At 53.1% G+C, this 14,765-nt stretch carries 13 protein-coding genes and 2 tRNA genes; 13 read left to right on the plus strand and 2 right to left on the minus strand.

All coding sequences use genetic code 11. From position 1 onward, the window contains the following. Positions 1-254 (minus strand): ribosome assembly RNA-binding protein YhbY (gene yhbY / locus ACWYRJ_RS10175; RefSeq protein WP_455507818.1); only part of this gene is annotated, 254 nt, incomplete at its 3' end. Positions 255-381: 127 nt separating this feature from the next. Between yhbY and rlmE the strand changes: the two genes are divergently transcribed. From rlmE to ACWYRJ_RS10205, 6 genes are all read left to right on the plus strand, one after another. After that, entirely contained in the window at positions 382-1,008 is a 627-nt protein-coding gene (gene rlmE, locus ACWYRJ_RS10180) for a 23S rRNA (uridine(2552)-2'-O)-methyltransferase RlmE (RefSeq protein ID WP_003861812.1), read from the plus strand. 102 nt (positions 1,009-1,110) lie between these two features. After that, positions 1,111-3,045 carry an ATP-dependent zinc metalloprotease FtsH gene (gene ftsH / locus ACWYRJ_RS10185; protein ID WP_010436002.1) on the plus strand — a complete coding sequence of 645 codons (1,935 nt, stop codon included), beginning with the start codon at positions 1,111-1,113 and terminating at the stop codon, positions 3,043-3,045. A gap of 98 nt (positions 3,046-3,143) precedes the next feature. Further along, positions 3,144-3,992, plus strand: a complete 849-nt coding sequence (gene folP / locus ACWYRJ_RS10190) for a dihydropteroate synthase (RefSeq protein WP_455507819.1) — start codon at positions 3,144-3,146, stop codon at positions 3,990-3,992. Continuing rightward, complete coding sequence (gene glmM, locus ACWYRJ_RS10195) at positions 3,985-5,322, plus strand: phosphoglucosamine mutase (RefSeq protein ID WP_023309339.1); 1,338 nt, start codon at positions 3,985-3,987, stop codon at positions 5,320-5,322. The genes folP and glmM overlap by 8 nt, the downstream gene beginning before the upstream one ends. 223 nt (positions 5,323-5,545) lie before the next feature. Beyond that, a complete protein-coding gene (secG, locus tag ACWYRJ_RS10200; protein ID WP_023309338.1) occupies positions 5,546-5,878 on the plus strand; it encodes a preprotein translocase subunit SecG in 333 nt (110 codons plus the stop codon). A 9-nt stretch (positions 5,879-5,887) separates the two neighbouring features. Further along, a tRNA-Leu gene (locus ACWYRJ_RS10205) sits at positions 5,888-5,974 on the plus strand. Positions 5,975-6,161: 187 nt separating this feature from the next. Here the strand turns inward: ACWYRJ_RS10205 and argG are convergent. After that, a complete protein-coding gene (argG, locus tag ACWYRJ_RS10210; RefSeq protein WP_023309336.1) occupies positions 6,162-7,508 on the minus strand; it encodes an argininosuccinate synthase in 1,347 nt (448 codons plus the stop codon). Between the two features lie 287 nt (positions 7,509-7,795). Between argG and ACWYRJ_RS10215 the strand changes: the two genes are divergently transcribed. From ACWYRJ_RS10215 to rpsO, 7 genes are all read left to right on the plus strand, one after another. Beyond that, positions 7,796-7,872 (plus strand) — tRNA-Met (locus ACWYRJ_RS10215). Positions 7,873-8,079: 207 nt separating this feature from the next. After that, a complete protein-coding gene (rimP, locus tag ACWYRJ_RS10220) occupies positions 8,080-8,532 on the plus strand; it encodes a ribosome maturation factor RimP (protein WP_014833432.1) in 453 nt (150 codons plus the stop codon). 28 nt (positions 8,533-8,560) lie between these two features. Then, the gene (nusA, locus tag ACWYRJ_RS10225; protein WP_003861798.1) at positions 8,561-10,063 is read left to right on the plus strand and encodes a transcription termination factor NusA; all 1,503 of its coding nucleotides are present in this window, start codon (positions 8,561-8,563) and stop codon (positions 10,061-10,063) included. A 24-nt stretch (positions 10,064-10,087) separates the two neighbouring features. Next, complete coding sequence (gene infB, locus ACWYRJ_RS10230) at positions 10,088-12,775, plus strand: translation initiation factor IF-2 (protein WP_115876346.1); 2,688 nt, start codon at positions 10,088-10,090, stop codon at positions 12,773-12,775. Between the two features lie 89 nt (positions 12,776-12,864). Next, positions 12,865-13,269 (plus strand): 30S ribosome-binding factor RbfA, encoded by a 405-nt coding sequence (gene rbfA / locus ACWYRJ_RS10235; protein WP_003024988.1) that lies wholly within the window; start codon positions 12,865-12,867, stop codon positions 13,267-13,269. Next, entirely contained in the window at positions 13,269-14,219 is a 951-nt protein-coding gene (gene truB, locus ACWYRJ_RS10240) for a tRNA pseudouridine(55) synthase TruB (protein WP_455507820.1), read from the plus strand. The genes rbfA and truB overlap by 1 nt, the downstream gene beginning before the upstream one ends. A gap of 154 nt (positions 14,220-14,373) precedes the next feature. Next, a complete protein-coding gene (rpsO, locus tag ACWYRJ_RS10245) occupies positions 14,374-14,643 on the plus strand; it encodes a 30S ribosomal protein S15 (protein ID WP_003861789.1) in 270 nt (89 codons plus the stop codon). The last annotated feature ends 122 nt before the right edge of the window (positions 14,644-14,765 follow it).

Consider the following 14,765-nt stretch of genomic DNA (forward strand, 5'->3'; position numbering starts at 1 on the left):
TAGAGCACCAGCGTTTTACCGATGACCTGTACATTACAGGCGCCGGTTTCGCGCACGATGGCTTCCACGATCAGGTTTTTAGTGTCTCTGTCTTCAGAGGCGATTTTCACCTTGATCAGCTCGTGGTGTTCCAGCGCTTGTTCAATCTCGGCAAGCACCCCTTCGGTCAAACCATTGTTGCCAAGCATCACTACAGGCTTGAGCGGATGTGCCAGACCTTTAAGGTGCTGTTTTTGTTTAGTACTAAGATTCATCGTATATTTTTGCTTACGTTGGGATTGAAAACGGTTCATTCTACCGCCATCTCCCTTATATCGCCAAATAGCTGCGTAGAAATTTACGTCACAGGCAGGTAACGATGAACCAGGACGGAAATGTTAAATGACAGGTAAAAAGCGTTCTGCCAGCTCCAGCCGCTGGCTTCAGGAACACTTTAGCGATAAATATGTTCAACAGGCACAGAAAAAGGGGTTGCGTTCCCGTGCCTGGTTTAAACTTGATGAAATACAGCAAAGTGACAAACTTTTTAAGCCGGGGATGACGGTTGTAGACCTCGGTGCGGCACCTGGCGGATGGTCCCAGTATGCGGTAACGCAGATCGGCGGAACGGGCCGAATCATCGCGTGCGATCTTTTACCAATGGATCCCATCGTCGGTGTCGACTTCCTTCAGGGCGACTTTCGTGATGAATTAGTGCTGAAAGCGTTACTTGATCGTGTAGGTGACAGTAAGGTCCAGGTTGTCATGTCAGATATGGCACCAAATATGTGCGGAACACCGGCGGTGGATATCCCCCGCGCCATGTATCTGGTGGAGCTAGCGTTAGAAATGTGTCGTGATGTACTAGCGCCTGGTGGTAGTTTTGTTGTGAAGGTGTTTCAGGGCGAAGGTTTCGAGGAGTATCTTAAGGAAATTCGCTCCCTGTTTGCGAAGGTTAAAGTTCGTAAGCCGGACTCTTCCCGGGCCCGTTCCCGAGAAGTGTATATTGTAGCGACCGGGCGAAAATGATAACCGGTGGATTTCAGGCGAAAGTTTGAATGAAACTGGATATAGAGTATCCTGACGCTGTTTTTAACACAGTTGTAATATGAGGTTAATCCCTTGAGTGACATGGCGAAAAACCTAATACTCTGGCTGGTCATTGCCGTTGTGCTGATGTCAGTATTCCAGAGCTTTGGGCCCAGCGAGTCGAATGGCCGCAAGGTGGATTATTCTACCTTCCTGCAGGAGGTCAATCAGGACCAGGTTCGCGAAGCGCGTATCAACGGACGTGAGATCAACGTTACCAAGAAAGATAGTAACCGTTACACGACTTACATCCCGGTGAACGATCCTAAGCTGCTTGATAACCTTCTGACCAAAAACGTCAAGGTGGTAGGTGAGCCGCCAGAAGAACCAAGCCTGCTGGCTTCTATCTTCATTTCCTGGTTCCCGATGCTGCTTCTTATCGGCGTCTGGATCTTCTTTATGCGCCAGATGCAGGGCGGCGGTGGCAAAGGTGCCATGTCGTTCGGTAAGAGCAAGGCGCGTATGCTAACGGAAGACCAGATCAAGACCACGTTCGCTGACGTCGCCGGTTGTGACGAAGCGAAAGAAGAGGTCGGTGAACTGGTTGAATACCTGCGTGAACCGAGCCGTTTCCAGAAGCTGGGCGGTAAGATCCCGAAAGGGGTGCTGATGGTTGGCCCTCCGGGTACCGGTAAAACCCTGCTGGCGAAAGCCATCGCGGGCGAAGCGAAGGTGCCGTTCTTTACTATTTCAGGTTCTGACTTCGTTGAAATGTTCGTGGGTGTCGGTGCATCTCGTGTGCGTGACATGTTCGAGCAGGCCAAGAAGGCAGCACCGTGCATTATCTTCATCGATGAAATCGACGCCGTAGGCCGCCAGCGTGGCGCAGGTCTGGGCGGTGGTCACGATGAACGTGAACAGACGCTGAACCAGATGCTGGTTGAGATGGACGGCTTCGAAGGTAACGAAGGTATCATCGTTATCGCGGCGACTAACCGTCCGGACGTACTTGACCCTGCGCTGCTGCGTCCAGGCCGTTTCGACCGTCAGGTTGTTGTGGGTCTGCCGGACGTTCGCGGTCGTGAACAGATTCTGAAAGTTCACATGCGTCGCGTACCGCTGGCGCCAGATATCGATGCGGCAATCATTGCGCGCGGTACTCCAGGCTTCTCCGGTGCGGACCTGGCTAACCTGGTCAACGAAGCTGCTCTGTTTGCCGCTCGCGGTAACAAGCGCGTCGTATCGATGGTGGAGTTTGAGAAAGCGAAAGACAAAATCATGATGGGTGCGGAACGTCGCTCCATGGTGATGACGGAAGCACAGAAAGAATCCACGGCATACCATGAAGCGGGTCATGCGATTATTGGTCGCCTCGTGCCGGAACACGATCCGGTGCATAAAGTGACGATTATTCCGCGCGGTCGTGCGCTGGGTGTGACCTTCTTCCTGCCTGAAGGCGACGCGATCAGCGCCAGCCGTCAGAAACTGGAAAGCCAGATTTCTACCCTCTACGGTGGTCGTCTGGCAGAAGAGATTATCTACGGTGTGGAACATGTTTCTACCGGTGCGTCCAACGACATTAAAGTGGCGACAAACCTGGCGCGTAACATGGTGACTCAGTGGGGCTTCTCCGACAAACTCGGTCCGCTGCTGTATGCAGAAGAAGAGGGTGAAGTATTCCTGGGCCGTTCTGTGGCTAAAGCGAAACATATGTCCGATGAGACGGCACGTATCATCGACCAGGAAGTTAAATCTCTGGTAGAGCGTAACTATGCACGTGCGCGCCAGATCCTGAACGACAATATGGACATCCTGCATTCGATGAAAGATGCGCTCATGAAATATGAGACCATCGATGCACCGCAGATTGACGACCTGATGGCGCGCCGCGAAGTACGTCCGCCAGCAGGCTGGGAAGACCCAGGCGCTTCCAATAATTCTGACAACAATGGCACCCCGCGTGCGCCGCGTCCGGTTGATGAACCGCGTACGCCAAATCCGGGCAACACCATGTCAGAACAGTTGGGCGATAAGTAAGCCACTGCTGTTGAAGCGTTTGTCTGTACCTCAAACCCTGGAGCTTGCTCCGGGGTTTTTCATTTCTGTTTAACGATATAGATACCAGGGATTTCGCCATGAAATTATTCGCTCAGGACTCGCATCTCGATCTTTCACATCCCCACGTGATGGGGATCCTGAATGTTACCCCTGACTCCTTCTCTGACGGCGGTGCGCATAACACGCTTATCGAGGCGGTTAAGCACGCGAATTTAATGATTAATGCGGGTGCCACCATCATTGACGTTGGCGGCGAATCGACGCGTCCAGGCGCGGCGGACGTGTCTGTGGAAGAAGAGCTGGCGCGCGTGGTGCCGGTCGTTGAGGCAATCGCACAGCGGTTTGAAGTGTGGATCTCCGTTGACACCTCCAAACCGGAGGTGATCCGTGAAGTGGCGAGAGTAGGCGCTCACATTATCAATGATATCCGTTCACTTACCGAACCGGGGGCGATTGAGGCGGCTGCGGAAACGGGGCTGCCGGTTTGCCTGATGCACATGCAGGGCCAACCGAAAACTATGCAGGAAGCACCAAAGTATGACGATGTCTTTGCCGACGTGAATCGCTTCTTTATTGAGCATATTGCACGCTGTGAACGTGCAGGTATCCCAAAAGAGAAATTGCTGCTCGACCCAGGGTTCGGTTTCGGTAAAAATCTCTCCCACAATTATGCGTTGCTTGCGCGCTTATCGGAATTCCATCATTTTGGCCTGCCGTTACTGGTGGGAATGTCGAGAAAGTCGATGATTGGGCAGTTGCTGAACGTGGGGCCGAGCGAACGCCTGAGCGGCAGCCTGGCCTGCGCGGTGATTGCGGCGATGCAGGGTGCGCACATTATTCGTGTCCATGACGTCAAAGAAACAGTAGAAGCCATGCGTGTGGTGGAAGCCACACTGGCAGCGAAGGAAAACAAACGCTATGAGTAATCGTAAATATTTTGGTACCGACGGTATCCGTGGGCGCGTAGGCGATGCTCCCATCACCCCTGATTTTGTCCTGAAGCTCGGCTGGGCTGCTGGTAAAGTGCTTGCGCGTCATGGCTCACGTAAAATTATCATCGGTAAAGACACCCGTATTTCGGGCTATATGCTGGAGTCCGCGCTGGAAGCGGGGCTGGCGGCTGCGGGACTGTCCGCCTCCTTTACGGGCCCAATGCCAACGCCTGCGGTCGCGTATCTGACGCGCACCTTCCGTGCGGAAGCGGGAATTGTCATTTCAGCTTCTCACAACCCGTTCTACGACAACGGCATTAAATTCTTCTCCATTGATGGCACCAAGCTGCCGGATGACGTGGAAGAAGCTATTGAAGCTGAGATGGAAAAAGAGATTACCTGTGTTGATTCCGCAGAGCTGGGTAAAGCGAACCGCATCGTTGATGCGGCGGGTCGCTATATCGAATTCTGTAAAGGTACCTTCCCGAATGAGCTGAGCCTGGCCCACCTCAAAATTGTGGTGGACTGTGCGAATGGCGCGACCTATCACATCGCCCCGAATGTCTTCCGCGAACTGGGTGCGAAAGTAATCACCATTGGCTGCGAGCCGGATGGTCTGAACATTAACGAGCAGGTGGGGGCAACTGACGTTCGTGCCCTGCAGGCGCGTGTTCTGGCAGAAAAAGCCGATCTGGGTATTGCGCTGGACGGCGACGGTGACCGCGTGATCATGGTTGACCACGAAGGTAACAAGGTCGACGGCGATCAGATCCTCTACATCATTGCCCGTGAAGGCCTGCGTCAGGGCCAGCTGCGCGGCGGTGCGGTGGGCACGCTGATGAGTAACATGGGCCTGGAACTGGCCCTGAAACAGCTCGGTATTCCGTTTGTCCGCGCGAAGGTGGGTGACCGCTATGTGCTGGAAAAACTGCAGGAGAAGGGCTGGCGTATCGGTGCAGAAAACTCGGGTCACGTGATCCTGCTCGACAAAACCACCACCGGTGACGGTATCGTGGCCGCGCTGCAGGTGGTTGCCGCTATGGCGCGCAACCATATGAGCCTGCACGATCTGTGCAGCGGCATGAAAATGTTCCCACAGATCCTGGTAAACGTACGTTTCACTGCCGGCAAAGGCGATCCGCTGGAAAATGAGAACGTCAAAGCGGTGATGGCTGACGTTGAAGCGGCCCTCGGCAATCGTGGACGCGTGCTGTTGCGTAAGTCCGGTACTGAACCGCTGATCCGCGTGATGGTGGAAGGTGAAGACGAAGCGCAGGTAACCGAATTTGCGCACCGTATTGCGGATGCTGTAAAAGCTGCATAATCTTGCACCCTAAATGTTTAAAAAGGCGGCGTTTGCCGCCTTTGTTTTAAGCAATTAATGGCTTTTTGCTGTTTTTTTCCGCAGTTGATACAATGCGTCGAAAATGCCCTTGCGAAGGTGATTCGCTTTGGTTAGTATTCACACCCGCTTCAGTGGGAAACAGAAATCCTGCTAATTGGTCGAAGCATTGGTATGCGGCAAATCCGCAAGGAACAGGTTGATTATGTACGAAGCTCTTTTAGTTGTTTTCCTTATTGTAGCCATCGCTCTCGTAGCGCTGATTATGCTGCAGCAAGGTAAAGGCGCTGATATGGGAGCCTCCTTCGGAGCAGGCGCTTCCGGTACGCTGTTCGGTTCAAGTGGTTCTGCGAACTTCATGACCCGCACTACGGCGATTCTGGCTACGCTGTTCTTCATCATCAGCCTGGTGCTTGGCAATATCAACAGTAACAAGACCAGCAAAGGAAGCGAGTGGGAAAATCTGAGCGCGCCAGCGAAAACTGAGCAGACTCAGCCAGCTGCACCGGCTAAGCCAACCAGCGATATCCCGCACTAAGTATTCTGTACCGAGGTGGTGGAATTGGTAGACACGCTACCTTGAGGTGGTAGTGCCCTAACGGGCTTGTGGGTTCGAGTCCCATCCTCGGTACCAATATTCCAGAAAAAAGACGTCGAAAGACGTCTTTTTTTTCGTCTGTATATTATGTGGTGATTTTGTAGGGCGGGTAGGGTAAGCGCAGCGCCACCCGCTGTTTTGCCCGGTGGCGCTGCGCTTACCGGGCCTACGAAGACCATAAAAAAGGCACCCTTAGGGTGCCTTCTACATTTCTGAATAGCGATTACTTCTTATCGCTATGCTCCAGGTTTTCAACCTGAGGCAGGCCGTTACCGGAATTCGCGGAGAGCAGGCCATTCTCAACATAGTTGAACAGCTTCTCGCGGGTATCGGTAATGTCCAGATTACGCATGGTCAGCTGTCCAATACGATCGTCCGGTGAGAACACGGATTCACCTTTCTCCATGGTCAGACGCTCTGCTTTATAGGTCAGGTTGTCAGACACCGTATTCAGAATGGAGTAGTCGTTACCGCGACGCAGTTCCAGGGTCACCTCACCGGTTATCGCGCTTGCCACCCAACGCTGCAGGGCATCACGCAGCATCAGTGCCTGAGGATCGAACCAGCGGCCCTGATACAGCAGTTTACCCAGCTGACGGCCATGAGAGTGATACTGCTCAATGGTATCTTCGTTGTGAATACCGGTCAGCAGGCGCTCGTAAGCGATGTGCAGCAGTGCCATACCCGGGGCTTCATAGATGCCACGGCTTTTCGCTTCGATGATACGGTTTTCAATCTGATCGCTCATGCCCAGACCGTGACGACCGCCAATCCGGTTAGCTTCCAGCATCAGCTCAACATCGTCTGAGAAGGTTTTACCGTTCAGCGCTACCGGATGGCCGCGTTCGAAACGTACGGTAACTTCTTCAGCCTGGATTTTGACGTTCTCGTCCCAGAACTTCACGCCCATGATCGGGTTAACGATCTTCACGCTGGAGTTCAGGAATTCCAGGTCTTTCGCTTCGTGCGTCGCACCCAGCATGTTGGAGTCGGTGGAGTAGGCTTTCTCGACTGACATCTTATAGTCAAAGCCGCAGGCAATCATAAACTCGGACATCTCATGACGACCACCCAGCTCGTCGATGAAGTCGGTATCCAGCCACGGTTTGTAGATCTGCAGTTCGGCGTTGGTCAGCAGGCCATAACGATAGAAACGTTCGATATCGTTTCCTTTATAGGTGCTGCCGTCACCCCAGATGTTGACGCCGTCTTCTTTCATCGCCGCAACCAGCATGGTGCCGGTAACCGCACGGCCCAGCGGAGTGGTGTTGAAATAGGTCAGACCGCCGGTGGTGTTATGGAATGCACCACACTGAATAGCTGCGATACCTTCAGCGACCAGTTGCTTACGGCAGTCAATCAGGCGCGCGTTCTCTGCACCATACTCTTTAGCGCGACGAGGAATTGCATCGTAGTCGTCCTCATCCGGCTGACCCAGGTTCGCAGTATAAGCATACGGAACCGCTCCCTTCTGGCGCATCCACAGCAGTGCAGCGCTGGTATCCAGGCCGCCTGAGAAAGCGATGCCAATACGTTGTCCTACCGGAAGATGCTTGAGAATCGTCGTCATAGAATAAAACCCTGCTTGATTGACTGATTAGAGACCGCTTTCGCTCTCTTGTGCATTTTTATGCAAAATAAGTGAGTATTCATTTAATCATCTTTTGGCGAAGACCGGAAGAGACTCGTGCGTTTTTTGTAAAAATTTTGGTCTAATTGATCTGGCGGAAGTTGGGTTGACAGGTGGGGTCAACTATCAATATACTAAACGCCGATTTTACGTCCCGTCTTCGGTACCAAATCCCAGCATTATTTGCAAATTCTGTCCAAAACGCGTAGAATTTGCCACGTTTCAGGCGCGGGGTGGAGCAGCCTGGTAGCTCGTCGGGCTCATAACCCGAAGGTCGTCGGTTCAAATCCGGCCCCCGCAACCACTTTCCCATAAAGTTCTTTTTCAAATATACTGTGAAGACTTAGAGCCTTCGTAGCTGGATTTGAAAAAATTCTTTCGGAAAGTGCTCCAGGCCACAGTTGTGGCTATAGGGTTCAGTTATCTAAAGCCCCGATTTATCGGGGTTTTTTGTTATCTGACTACAGAATAACTGGGCTTTACGCCCTTTTTTTATGTCTTGGGGGTGGGCTTGTCCACATTAGAGCAAAAATTAACAGAGATGATTACTGCACCGGTCGAAGCACTGGGCTACGAACTGGTCGGCATCGAATTCGTTCGCGGCCGTACATCGACGCTGCGCATCTATATTGATAGTGAAGATGGCATCAATGTTGATGATTGTGCTGATGTCAGCCACCAGGTGAGTGCGGTTCTTGATGTTGAAGACCCAATTACCGTTGCGTACAACCTGGAAGTTTCCTCACCTGGCCTCGATCGCCCGATGTTCACGGCCGAGCACTATGTGCGCTTTACCGGTGAAGAAGTGGCTCTCGTTCTGCGTATGGCCGTACAGAACCGCCGTAAATGGCAGGGAATTATCAAAGCCGTTGATGGTGAAATGATCACGGTGACAGTCGAAGGCAAAGATGAAGTGTTCGCGCTGAGTAATATCCAGAAGGCGAACCTGGTTCCCCACTTTTAACAGTCTGGATTGAGGTGAAAAGCCCGCGATGAACAAAGAAATTTTGGCTGTTGTTGAAGCCGTCTCCAATGAGAAATCACTGCCGCGTGAGAAGATTTTCGAAGCGCTGGAAAGTGCACTGGCTACAGCAACCAAGAAAAAATACGAACAAGAGATCGATGTTCGCGTAGAAATCGATCGTAAAAGCGGTGACTTCGATACATTCCGTCGTTGGGTAATCGTTGAAGAAGTGACCCAGCCGACCAAAGAGATCACGCTGGAAGCCGCCCGTTTCGAAGACGAAAGTCTGAACGTGGGTGACTACGTTGAAGATCAGATTGAATCTGTGACCTTCGACCGTATCACCACCCAGACCGCTAAACAGGTTATCGTGCAGAAAGTGCGCGAAGCCGAGCGCGCGCTGGTTGTCGATCAGTTCCGCGATCAGGAAGGCGAGATCATCACCGGTGTGGTGAAGAAAGTGAACCGCGACAACATCTCCCTGGAGATCAAATCCGAAGGGTTGCCGGGTAACGCTGAAGCCGTGATCCTGCGTGAAGATATGCTGCCGCGTGAAAACTTCCGTCCAGGCGACCGTATTCGCGGTGTTCTGTACGCCGTTCGCCCTGAAGCGCGTGGTGCACAGCTCTTCGTGACCCGTTCTAAACCAGAAATGCTGGTAGAACTGTTCCGTATTGAAGTACCGGAAATCGGTGAAGAAGTTATTGAGATTAAAGCGGCGGCTCGCGATCCGGGCTCCCGTGCGAAAATTGCGGTGAAAACCAACGACAAGCGTATCGACCCGGTCGGTGCTTGCGTCGGTATGCGCGGTGCGCGCGTCCAGGCTGTTTCTACTGAGCTGGGCGGTGAACGAATTGATATCGTTCTGTGGGATGACAACCCGGCGCAGTTCGTGATCAACGCAATGGCTCCAGCTGATGTGGCGTCTATCGTTGTTGACGAAGACAAACACACCATGGATATCGCTGTTGAAGCGGGCAACCTGGCGCAGGCAATCGGCCGTAACGGTCAGAACGTACGCCTGGCGTCACAGCTGAGCGGCTGGGAACTCAACGTCATGACCGTTGATGACCTGCAGGCTAAGCATCAGGCTGAAGCCCATGCGGCGATCGATACCTTCACCAAATACCTGGATATTGACGAAGATTTCGCCACTGTTCTGGTAGAAGAAGGTTTCTCTACGCTGGAAGAACTGGCCTATGTGCCAATGAAAGAGCTGCTGGAAATCGACGGTCTGGATGAACCAACCGTTGAAGCCCTGCGTGAACGCGCTAAAAACGCACTGACCACCCTGGCACTGGCTCAGGAAGAAAGCCTTGGCGATAAGAAGCCGGCTGATGACCTGCTGAATCTGGAAGGTCTTGATCGTGCGATTGCGTTCAAGCTGGCTGCCCGTGGTGTTTGTACGCTGGAAGATCTCGCTGAGCAAGGCGTTGATGACCTGGCTGATATCGAAGGTTTAACCGACGAGAAAGCCGGCGAGCTCATCATGGCCGCACGTAATATTTGCTGGTTCGGCGACGAAGCGTAATAAACTGTAGCAGGAAGGAACAGCATGACTGATGTAACTGTAAAATCGCTGGCTGCTGAGATTCAGACCTCCGTGGACCGCCTGGTACAGCAATTTGCTGATGCAGGGATCCCGAAGTCCGCTGATGACTCGGTGACCGCGCAAGAAAAACAAACCTTGTTAACGCACCTGAACCGTGAACACGGCTCTACGCCTGACAAGTTAACGCTGCAGCGCAAAACGCGTAGCACGTTAAACATCCCAGGTACCGGTGGTAAAAGCAAATCGGTACAAATTGAAGTCCGCAAGACGCGCACCTTTGTAAAACGTGATCCGCAAGAGGCAGAACGCCTTGCCGCGGAAGAGCAGGCACAGCGTGAAGCGGAAGAACAAGCTCAGCGTGAGGCGGAAGCAGCCGCCAAACGTGAAGCAGAATTAAAAGCTGAACGTGAGGCCGCAGAAAAAGCGAAACGCGACGCAAGTGATAAAGTGAAGCGTGACGCTGCGGAAAAAGACAAAGTGAGCAATCAACAGACAGACGAAATGACCAAAACCGCCCAGGCTGAAAAAGCCCGCCGTGAAAATGAAGCTGCCGAGCTGAAGCGTAAAGCGGAAGAAGAAGCCCGCCGTAAGCTGGAAGAAGAAGCTCGCCGCGTCGCCGAAGAAGCGCGTCGTATGGCTGAAGAAAATGAGAAGAACGGTGTTGATACCGTTGAGCAGTCTGAAGACACCAGCGACTATCACGTGACCACTTCTCAGCACGCGCGTCAGGCTGAAGATGATAACGACCGTGAAGTTGAAGGCGGTCGTGGCCGTGGTCGTAATGCAAAAGCAGCGCGTCCGGCGAAAAAAGGCAACAAGCACGCTGAATCTAAAGCTGACCGTGAAGAAGCACGCGCGGCTGTTCGCGGCGGTAAAGGCGGCAAGCGTAAAGGTTCCGCTCTGCAGCAGGGCTTCCAGAAGCCAGCTCAGGCCGTTAACCGTGACGTTGTGATCGGCGAAACCATTACCGTTGGCGAACTGGCGAACAAGATGGCGGTTAAAGGCTCTCAGGTCATCAAAGCGATGATGAAGCTGGGCGCTATGGCAACCATCAACCAGGTGATCGATCAGGAAACTGCACAGCTGGTTGCGGAAGAAATGGGTCACAAAGTTATCCTGCGTCGTGAAAACGAGCTGGAAGAAGCGGTAATGAGCGACCGTGACACAGGTGCTGCGGCAGAACCGCGCGCACCGGTAGTGACCATCATGGGTCACGTCGACCACGGTAAAACCTCTCTGCTTGACTACATTCGCTCTACCAAGGTTGCCTCTGGCGAAGCGGGTGGTATTACCCAGCACATCGGTGCATACCACGTAGAAACTGACAACGGTATGATCACCTTCCTGGATACCCCGGGTCACGCCGCGTTTACCTCAATGCGTGCTCGTGGTGCTCAGGCGACGGATATCGTTGTTCTGGTTGTTGCTGCAGACGACGGCGTCATGCCGCAGACCATCGAAGCTATCCAGCACGCGAAAGCAGCGGGTGTGCCGGTTGTGGTTGCAGTGAACAAGATCGATAAGCCAGAAGCGGATCCCGATCGTGTTAAAAACGAACTTTCCCAGTACGGTATTCTGCCGGAAGAGTGGGGCGGCGAAAGCCAATTCGTACACGTGTCTGCCAAAGCGGGTACCGGTATCGACGAACTGCTGGACGCGATCCTGCTGCAGGCCGAAGTTCTGGAGCTGAAAGCCATCCGTAACGGTATGGCGAGCGGTGCGGTTATCGAATCCTTCCTGGATAAAGGACGTGGCCCGGTTGCTACCGTTCTGGTTCGCGAAGGTACGCTGCATAAAGGCGATATCGTTCTGTGCGGTTTCGAATACGGTCGCGTTCGTGCGATGCGTAACGAACTGGGTCAGGAAGTGCTGGAAGCAGGTCCGTCCATTCCAGTTGAAATCCTGGGTCTGTCCGGTGTTCCGGCTGCTGGTGACGAAGTGACCGTGGTGCGTGACGAGAAGAAAGCGCGTGAAGTGGCACTGTATCGTCAGGGTAAATTCCGTGAAGTTAAACTGGCTCGTCAGCAGAAATCTAAACTCGAGAACATGTTTGCCAACATGACCGATGGCGAAGTTCACGAAGTGAACATCGTTCTGAAAGCCGACGTTCAGGGTTCTGTGGAAGCGATCTCCGACTCCTTGCTGAAACTGTCTACCGACGAAGTTAAAGTGAAGATCATCGGTTCTGGCGTAGGTGGTATCACCGAAACCGACGCGACCCTGGCTGCTGCGTCCAACGCTATCCTGGTTGGCTTCAACGTTCGTGCGGATGCGTCTGCGCGTAAAGTGATTGAAGCCGAAAGCCTGGATCTGCGTTACTACTCCGTCATCTATAACCTGATCGACGAAGTGAAAGCAGCGATGAGCGGCATGCTGTCTCCTGAGCTGAAACAGCAGATCATCGGTCTGGCTGAAGTACGTGACGTGTTCAAATCACCGAAATTCGGTGCAATCGCGGGCTGTATGGTTACCGAAGGTAACATCAAGCGTCACAACCCAATCCGCGTACTGCGTGACAACGTGGTTATCTACGAAGGCGAGCTGGAATCCCTGCGCCGCTTCAAAGATGACGTTAACGAAGTCCGTAACGGCATGGAATGTGGTATCGGCGTGAAGAACTACAACGACGTTCGCGTTGGCGATATGATCGAAGTGTTCGAGATCATCGAAATTCAGCGTACCATCGCTTAATTTTCGATTGTAAGCCGGGATCGCCTCGCGCCACCCGGCAATAATTTCAAAAAGGGGCTTTAGCCCCTTTTTTGTCTGGAGAATTTATTATGGCGAAAGAATTTGGTCGCCCTCAGCGCGTAGCGCAGGAAATGCAGAAAGAGATCGCGCTCATTCTGCAACGTGAAATCAAAGACCCGCGCGTCGGCATGATGACCACCGTTTCCGGTGTCGAAATGTCCCGCGATTTGGCCTATGCAAAAGTGTTCGTTACTTTCCTGAATGATCAGGACGAAGCGGCAGTGAAAAACGGCATTAAAGCGCTGCAGGAAGCGTCTGGTTTCATCCGCTCTCTGCTCGGCAAGGCGATGCGCCTGCGTATTGTGCCTGAACTGACCTTCTTCTACGACAACTCGCTGGTTGAAGGTATGCGTATGTCCAACCTGGTGACCAGCGTGGTTAAACATGACGATGAGCGTCGTGTTAACCCGGCGGACGACAGCAAGGAGGACTGATGAGTCGTCCTCGTCGTCGTGGTCGCGACGTGCATGGTGTGCTGCTGCTGGATAAACCCCAGGGCGCTTCCAGCAACGACGTGCTGCAAAAAGTGAAGCGTATTTATAACGCCAACCGTGCGGGCCACACCGGCGCGCTCGATCCGCTGGCAACCGGCATGCTGCCGGTCTGCCTGGGAGAGGCGACAAAGTTTTCCCAGTACCTGCTCGACTCCGATAAGCGTTACCGCGTTATCGCTAAGCTGGGCCAGCGCACGGATACCTCCGACGCGGATGGTCAGGTGGTGGAAGAGCGCCCGGTGACGTTCAGCGCGGAACAGCTTGATGCTGCGCTGGAGAGTTTCCGTGGTGACACGATGCAGGTGCCGTCGATGTATTCGGCGCTGAAGTATCAGGGAAAAAAACTCTACGAATATGCGCGCCAGGGCATTGAAGTCCCACGTGAAGCCCGTCCGATTACCGTGTATGAGCTGCTGTTTATTCGCCACGAAGGTGATGAGCTGGAGCTGGAAGTACACTGTTCGAAAGGGACCTATATTCGCACCATCATTGACGACCTCGGTGAAAAGCTGGGCTGCGGCGCGCATGTGATTTACCTGCGCCGTCTGGCGGTGAGCAAGTACCCGGTGGAGCGGATGGTGACCCTGGAACGTCTGCGCGAGCTGGTAGAACAGGCGGAAGCGCAGGGGATCGCGCCGGCAGATTTGCTGGATCCACTGCTAATGCCGATGGACAGTCCGGCAGCGGACTTCCCGGTCGTTAATCTTCCTTTAACATCGTCCGTTTACTTTAAGAACGGCAACCCGGTTCGTACGGCGGAAGCGCCGCTGGAAGGCCTGGTACGTGTGACCGAAGGTGACGAAGGGAAATTCATCGGTATGGGCGAAATGGATGGCGAAGGGCGCGTTGCGCCGCGTCGTCTGGTCGTCGAATATCCGGTCGACGCGTGACGGTGATAACGGCTCACCTTGCGATAAGCAGGGGAGACGAGTAGAATATTGCCGCTTAACGCCTGGTAAATTGTTTAACAATCTGCGGGGCGTACATGGGATTGCTGAATTAGAGATCGGCATCCTTACATTCTTTATACTTTGGAGTTTGAAAATGTCTCTAAGCGTTGAAGCTAAAGCTAAAATCGTTTCTGAGTTTGGTCGTGGTACTAACGACAGCGGTTCTACCGAAGTTCAGGTTGCACTGCTGACTGCACAGATTAACCACCTGCAGGGTCACTTTGCAGAGCACAAAAAAGATCACCACAGCCGTCGTGGTCTGCTGCGTATGGTTTCTCAGCGTCGTAAACTGCTCGACTACCTGAAACGTAAAGATGTTGCACGCTACACCGCGCTGATCGAGCGTCTGGGTCTGCGTCGCTAATTCTTGCGAGTTTCAGAAAAGGGGGCCTGATGGCCCCTTTTTTCAACCAGACGGCAGCAATTCACTGGAAACTATTGTATTGTTGCTATAAATGATCTTCATTGCAGAGGTTCGCGCGGCTA

Source organism: Enterobacter sp., from assembly GCF_977039595.1.

What these genes read in the sequence shown, in the direction of transcription:
- glmM (WP_023309339.1), top strand. Translation starts at nt 3,985, where the DNA reads ATGAGTAATCGTAAATATTTTGGTACCGACGGTATCCGTGGGCGCGTA.
- rbfA (WP_003024988.1), top strand. Translation starts at nt 12,865, where the DNA reads ATGGCGAAAGAATTTGGTCGCCCTCAGCGCGTAGCGCAGGAAATGCAG.
- rlmE (WP_003861812.1), top strand. Translation starts at nt 382, where the DNA reads ATGACAGGTAAAAAGCGTTCTGCCAGCTCCAGCCGCTGGCTTCAGGAA.
- nusA (WP_003861798.1), top strand. Translation starts at nt 8,561, where the DNA reads ATGAACAAAGAAATTTTGGCTGTTGTTGAAGCCGTCTCCAATGAGAAA.
- infB (WP_115876346.1), top strand. Translation starts at nt 10,088, where the DNA reads ATGACTGATGTAACTGTAAAATCGCTGGCTGCTGAGATTCAGACCTCC.
- rpsO (WP_003861789.1), top strand. Translation starts at nt 14,374, where the DNA reads ATGTCTCTAAGCGTTGAAGCTAAAGCTAAAATCGTTTCTGAGTTTGGT.
- secG (WP_023309338.1), top strand. Translation starts at nt 5,546, where the DNA reads ATGTACGAAGCTCTTTTAGTTGTTTTCCTTATTGTAGCCATCGCTCTC.
- folP (WP_455507819.1), top strand. Translation starts at nt 3,144, where the DNA reads ATGAAATTATTCGCTCAGGACTCGCATCTCGATCTTTCACATCCCCAC.
- argG (WP_023309336.1), bottom strand. Translation starts at nt 7,508, where the DNA reads ATGACGACGATTCTCAAGCATCTTCCGGTAGGACAACGTATTGGCATC.
- truB (WP_455507820.1), top strand. Translation starts at nt 13,269, where the DNA reads ATGAGTCGTCCTCGTCGTCGTGGTCGCGACGTGCATGGTGTGCTGCTG.
- ftsH (WP_010436002.1), top strand. Translation starts at nt 1,111, where the DNA reads ATGGCGAAAAACCTAATACTCTGGCTGGTCATTGCCGTTGTGCTGATG.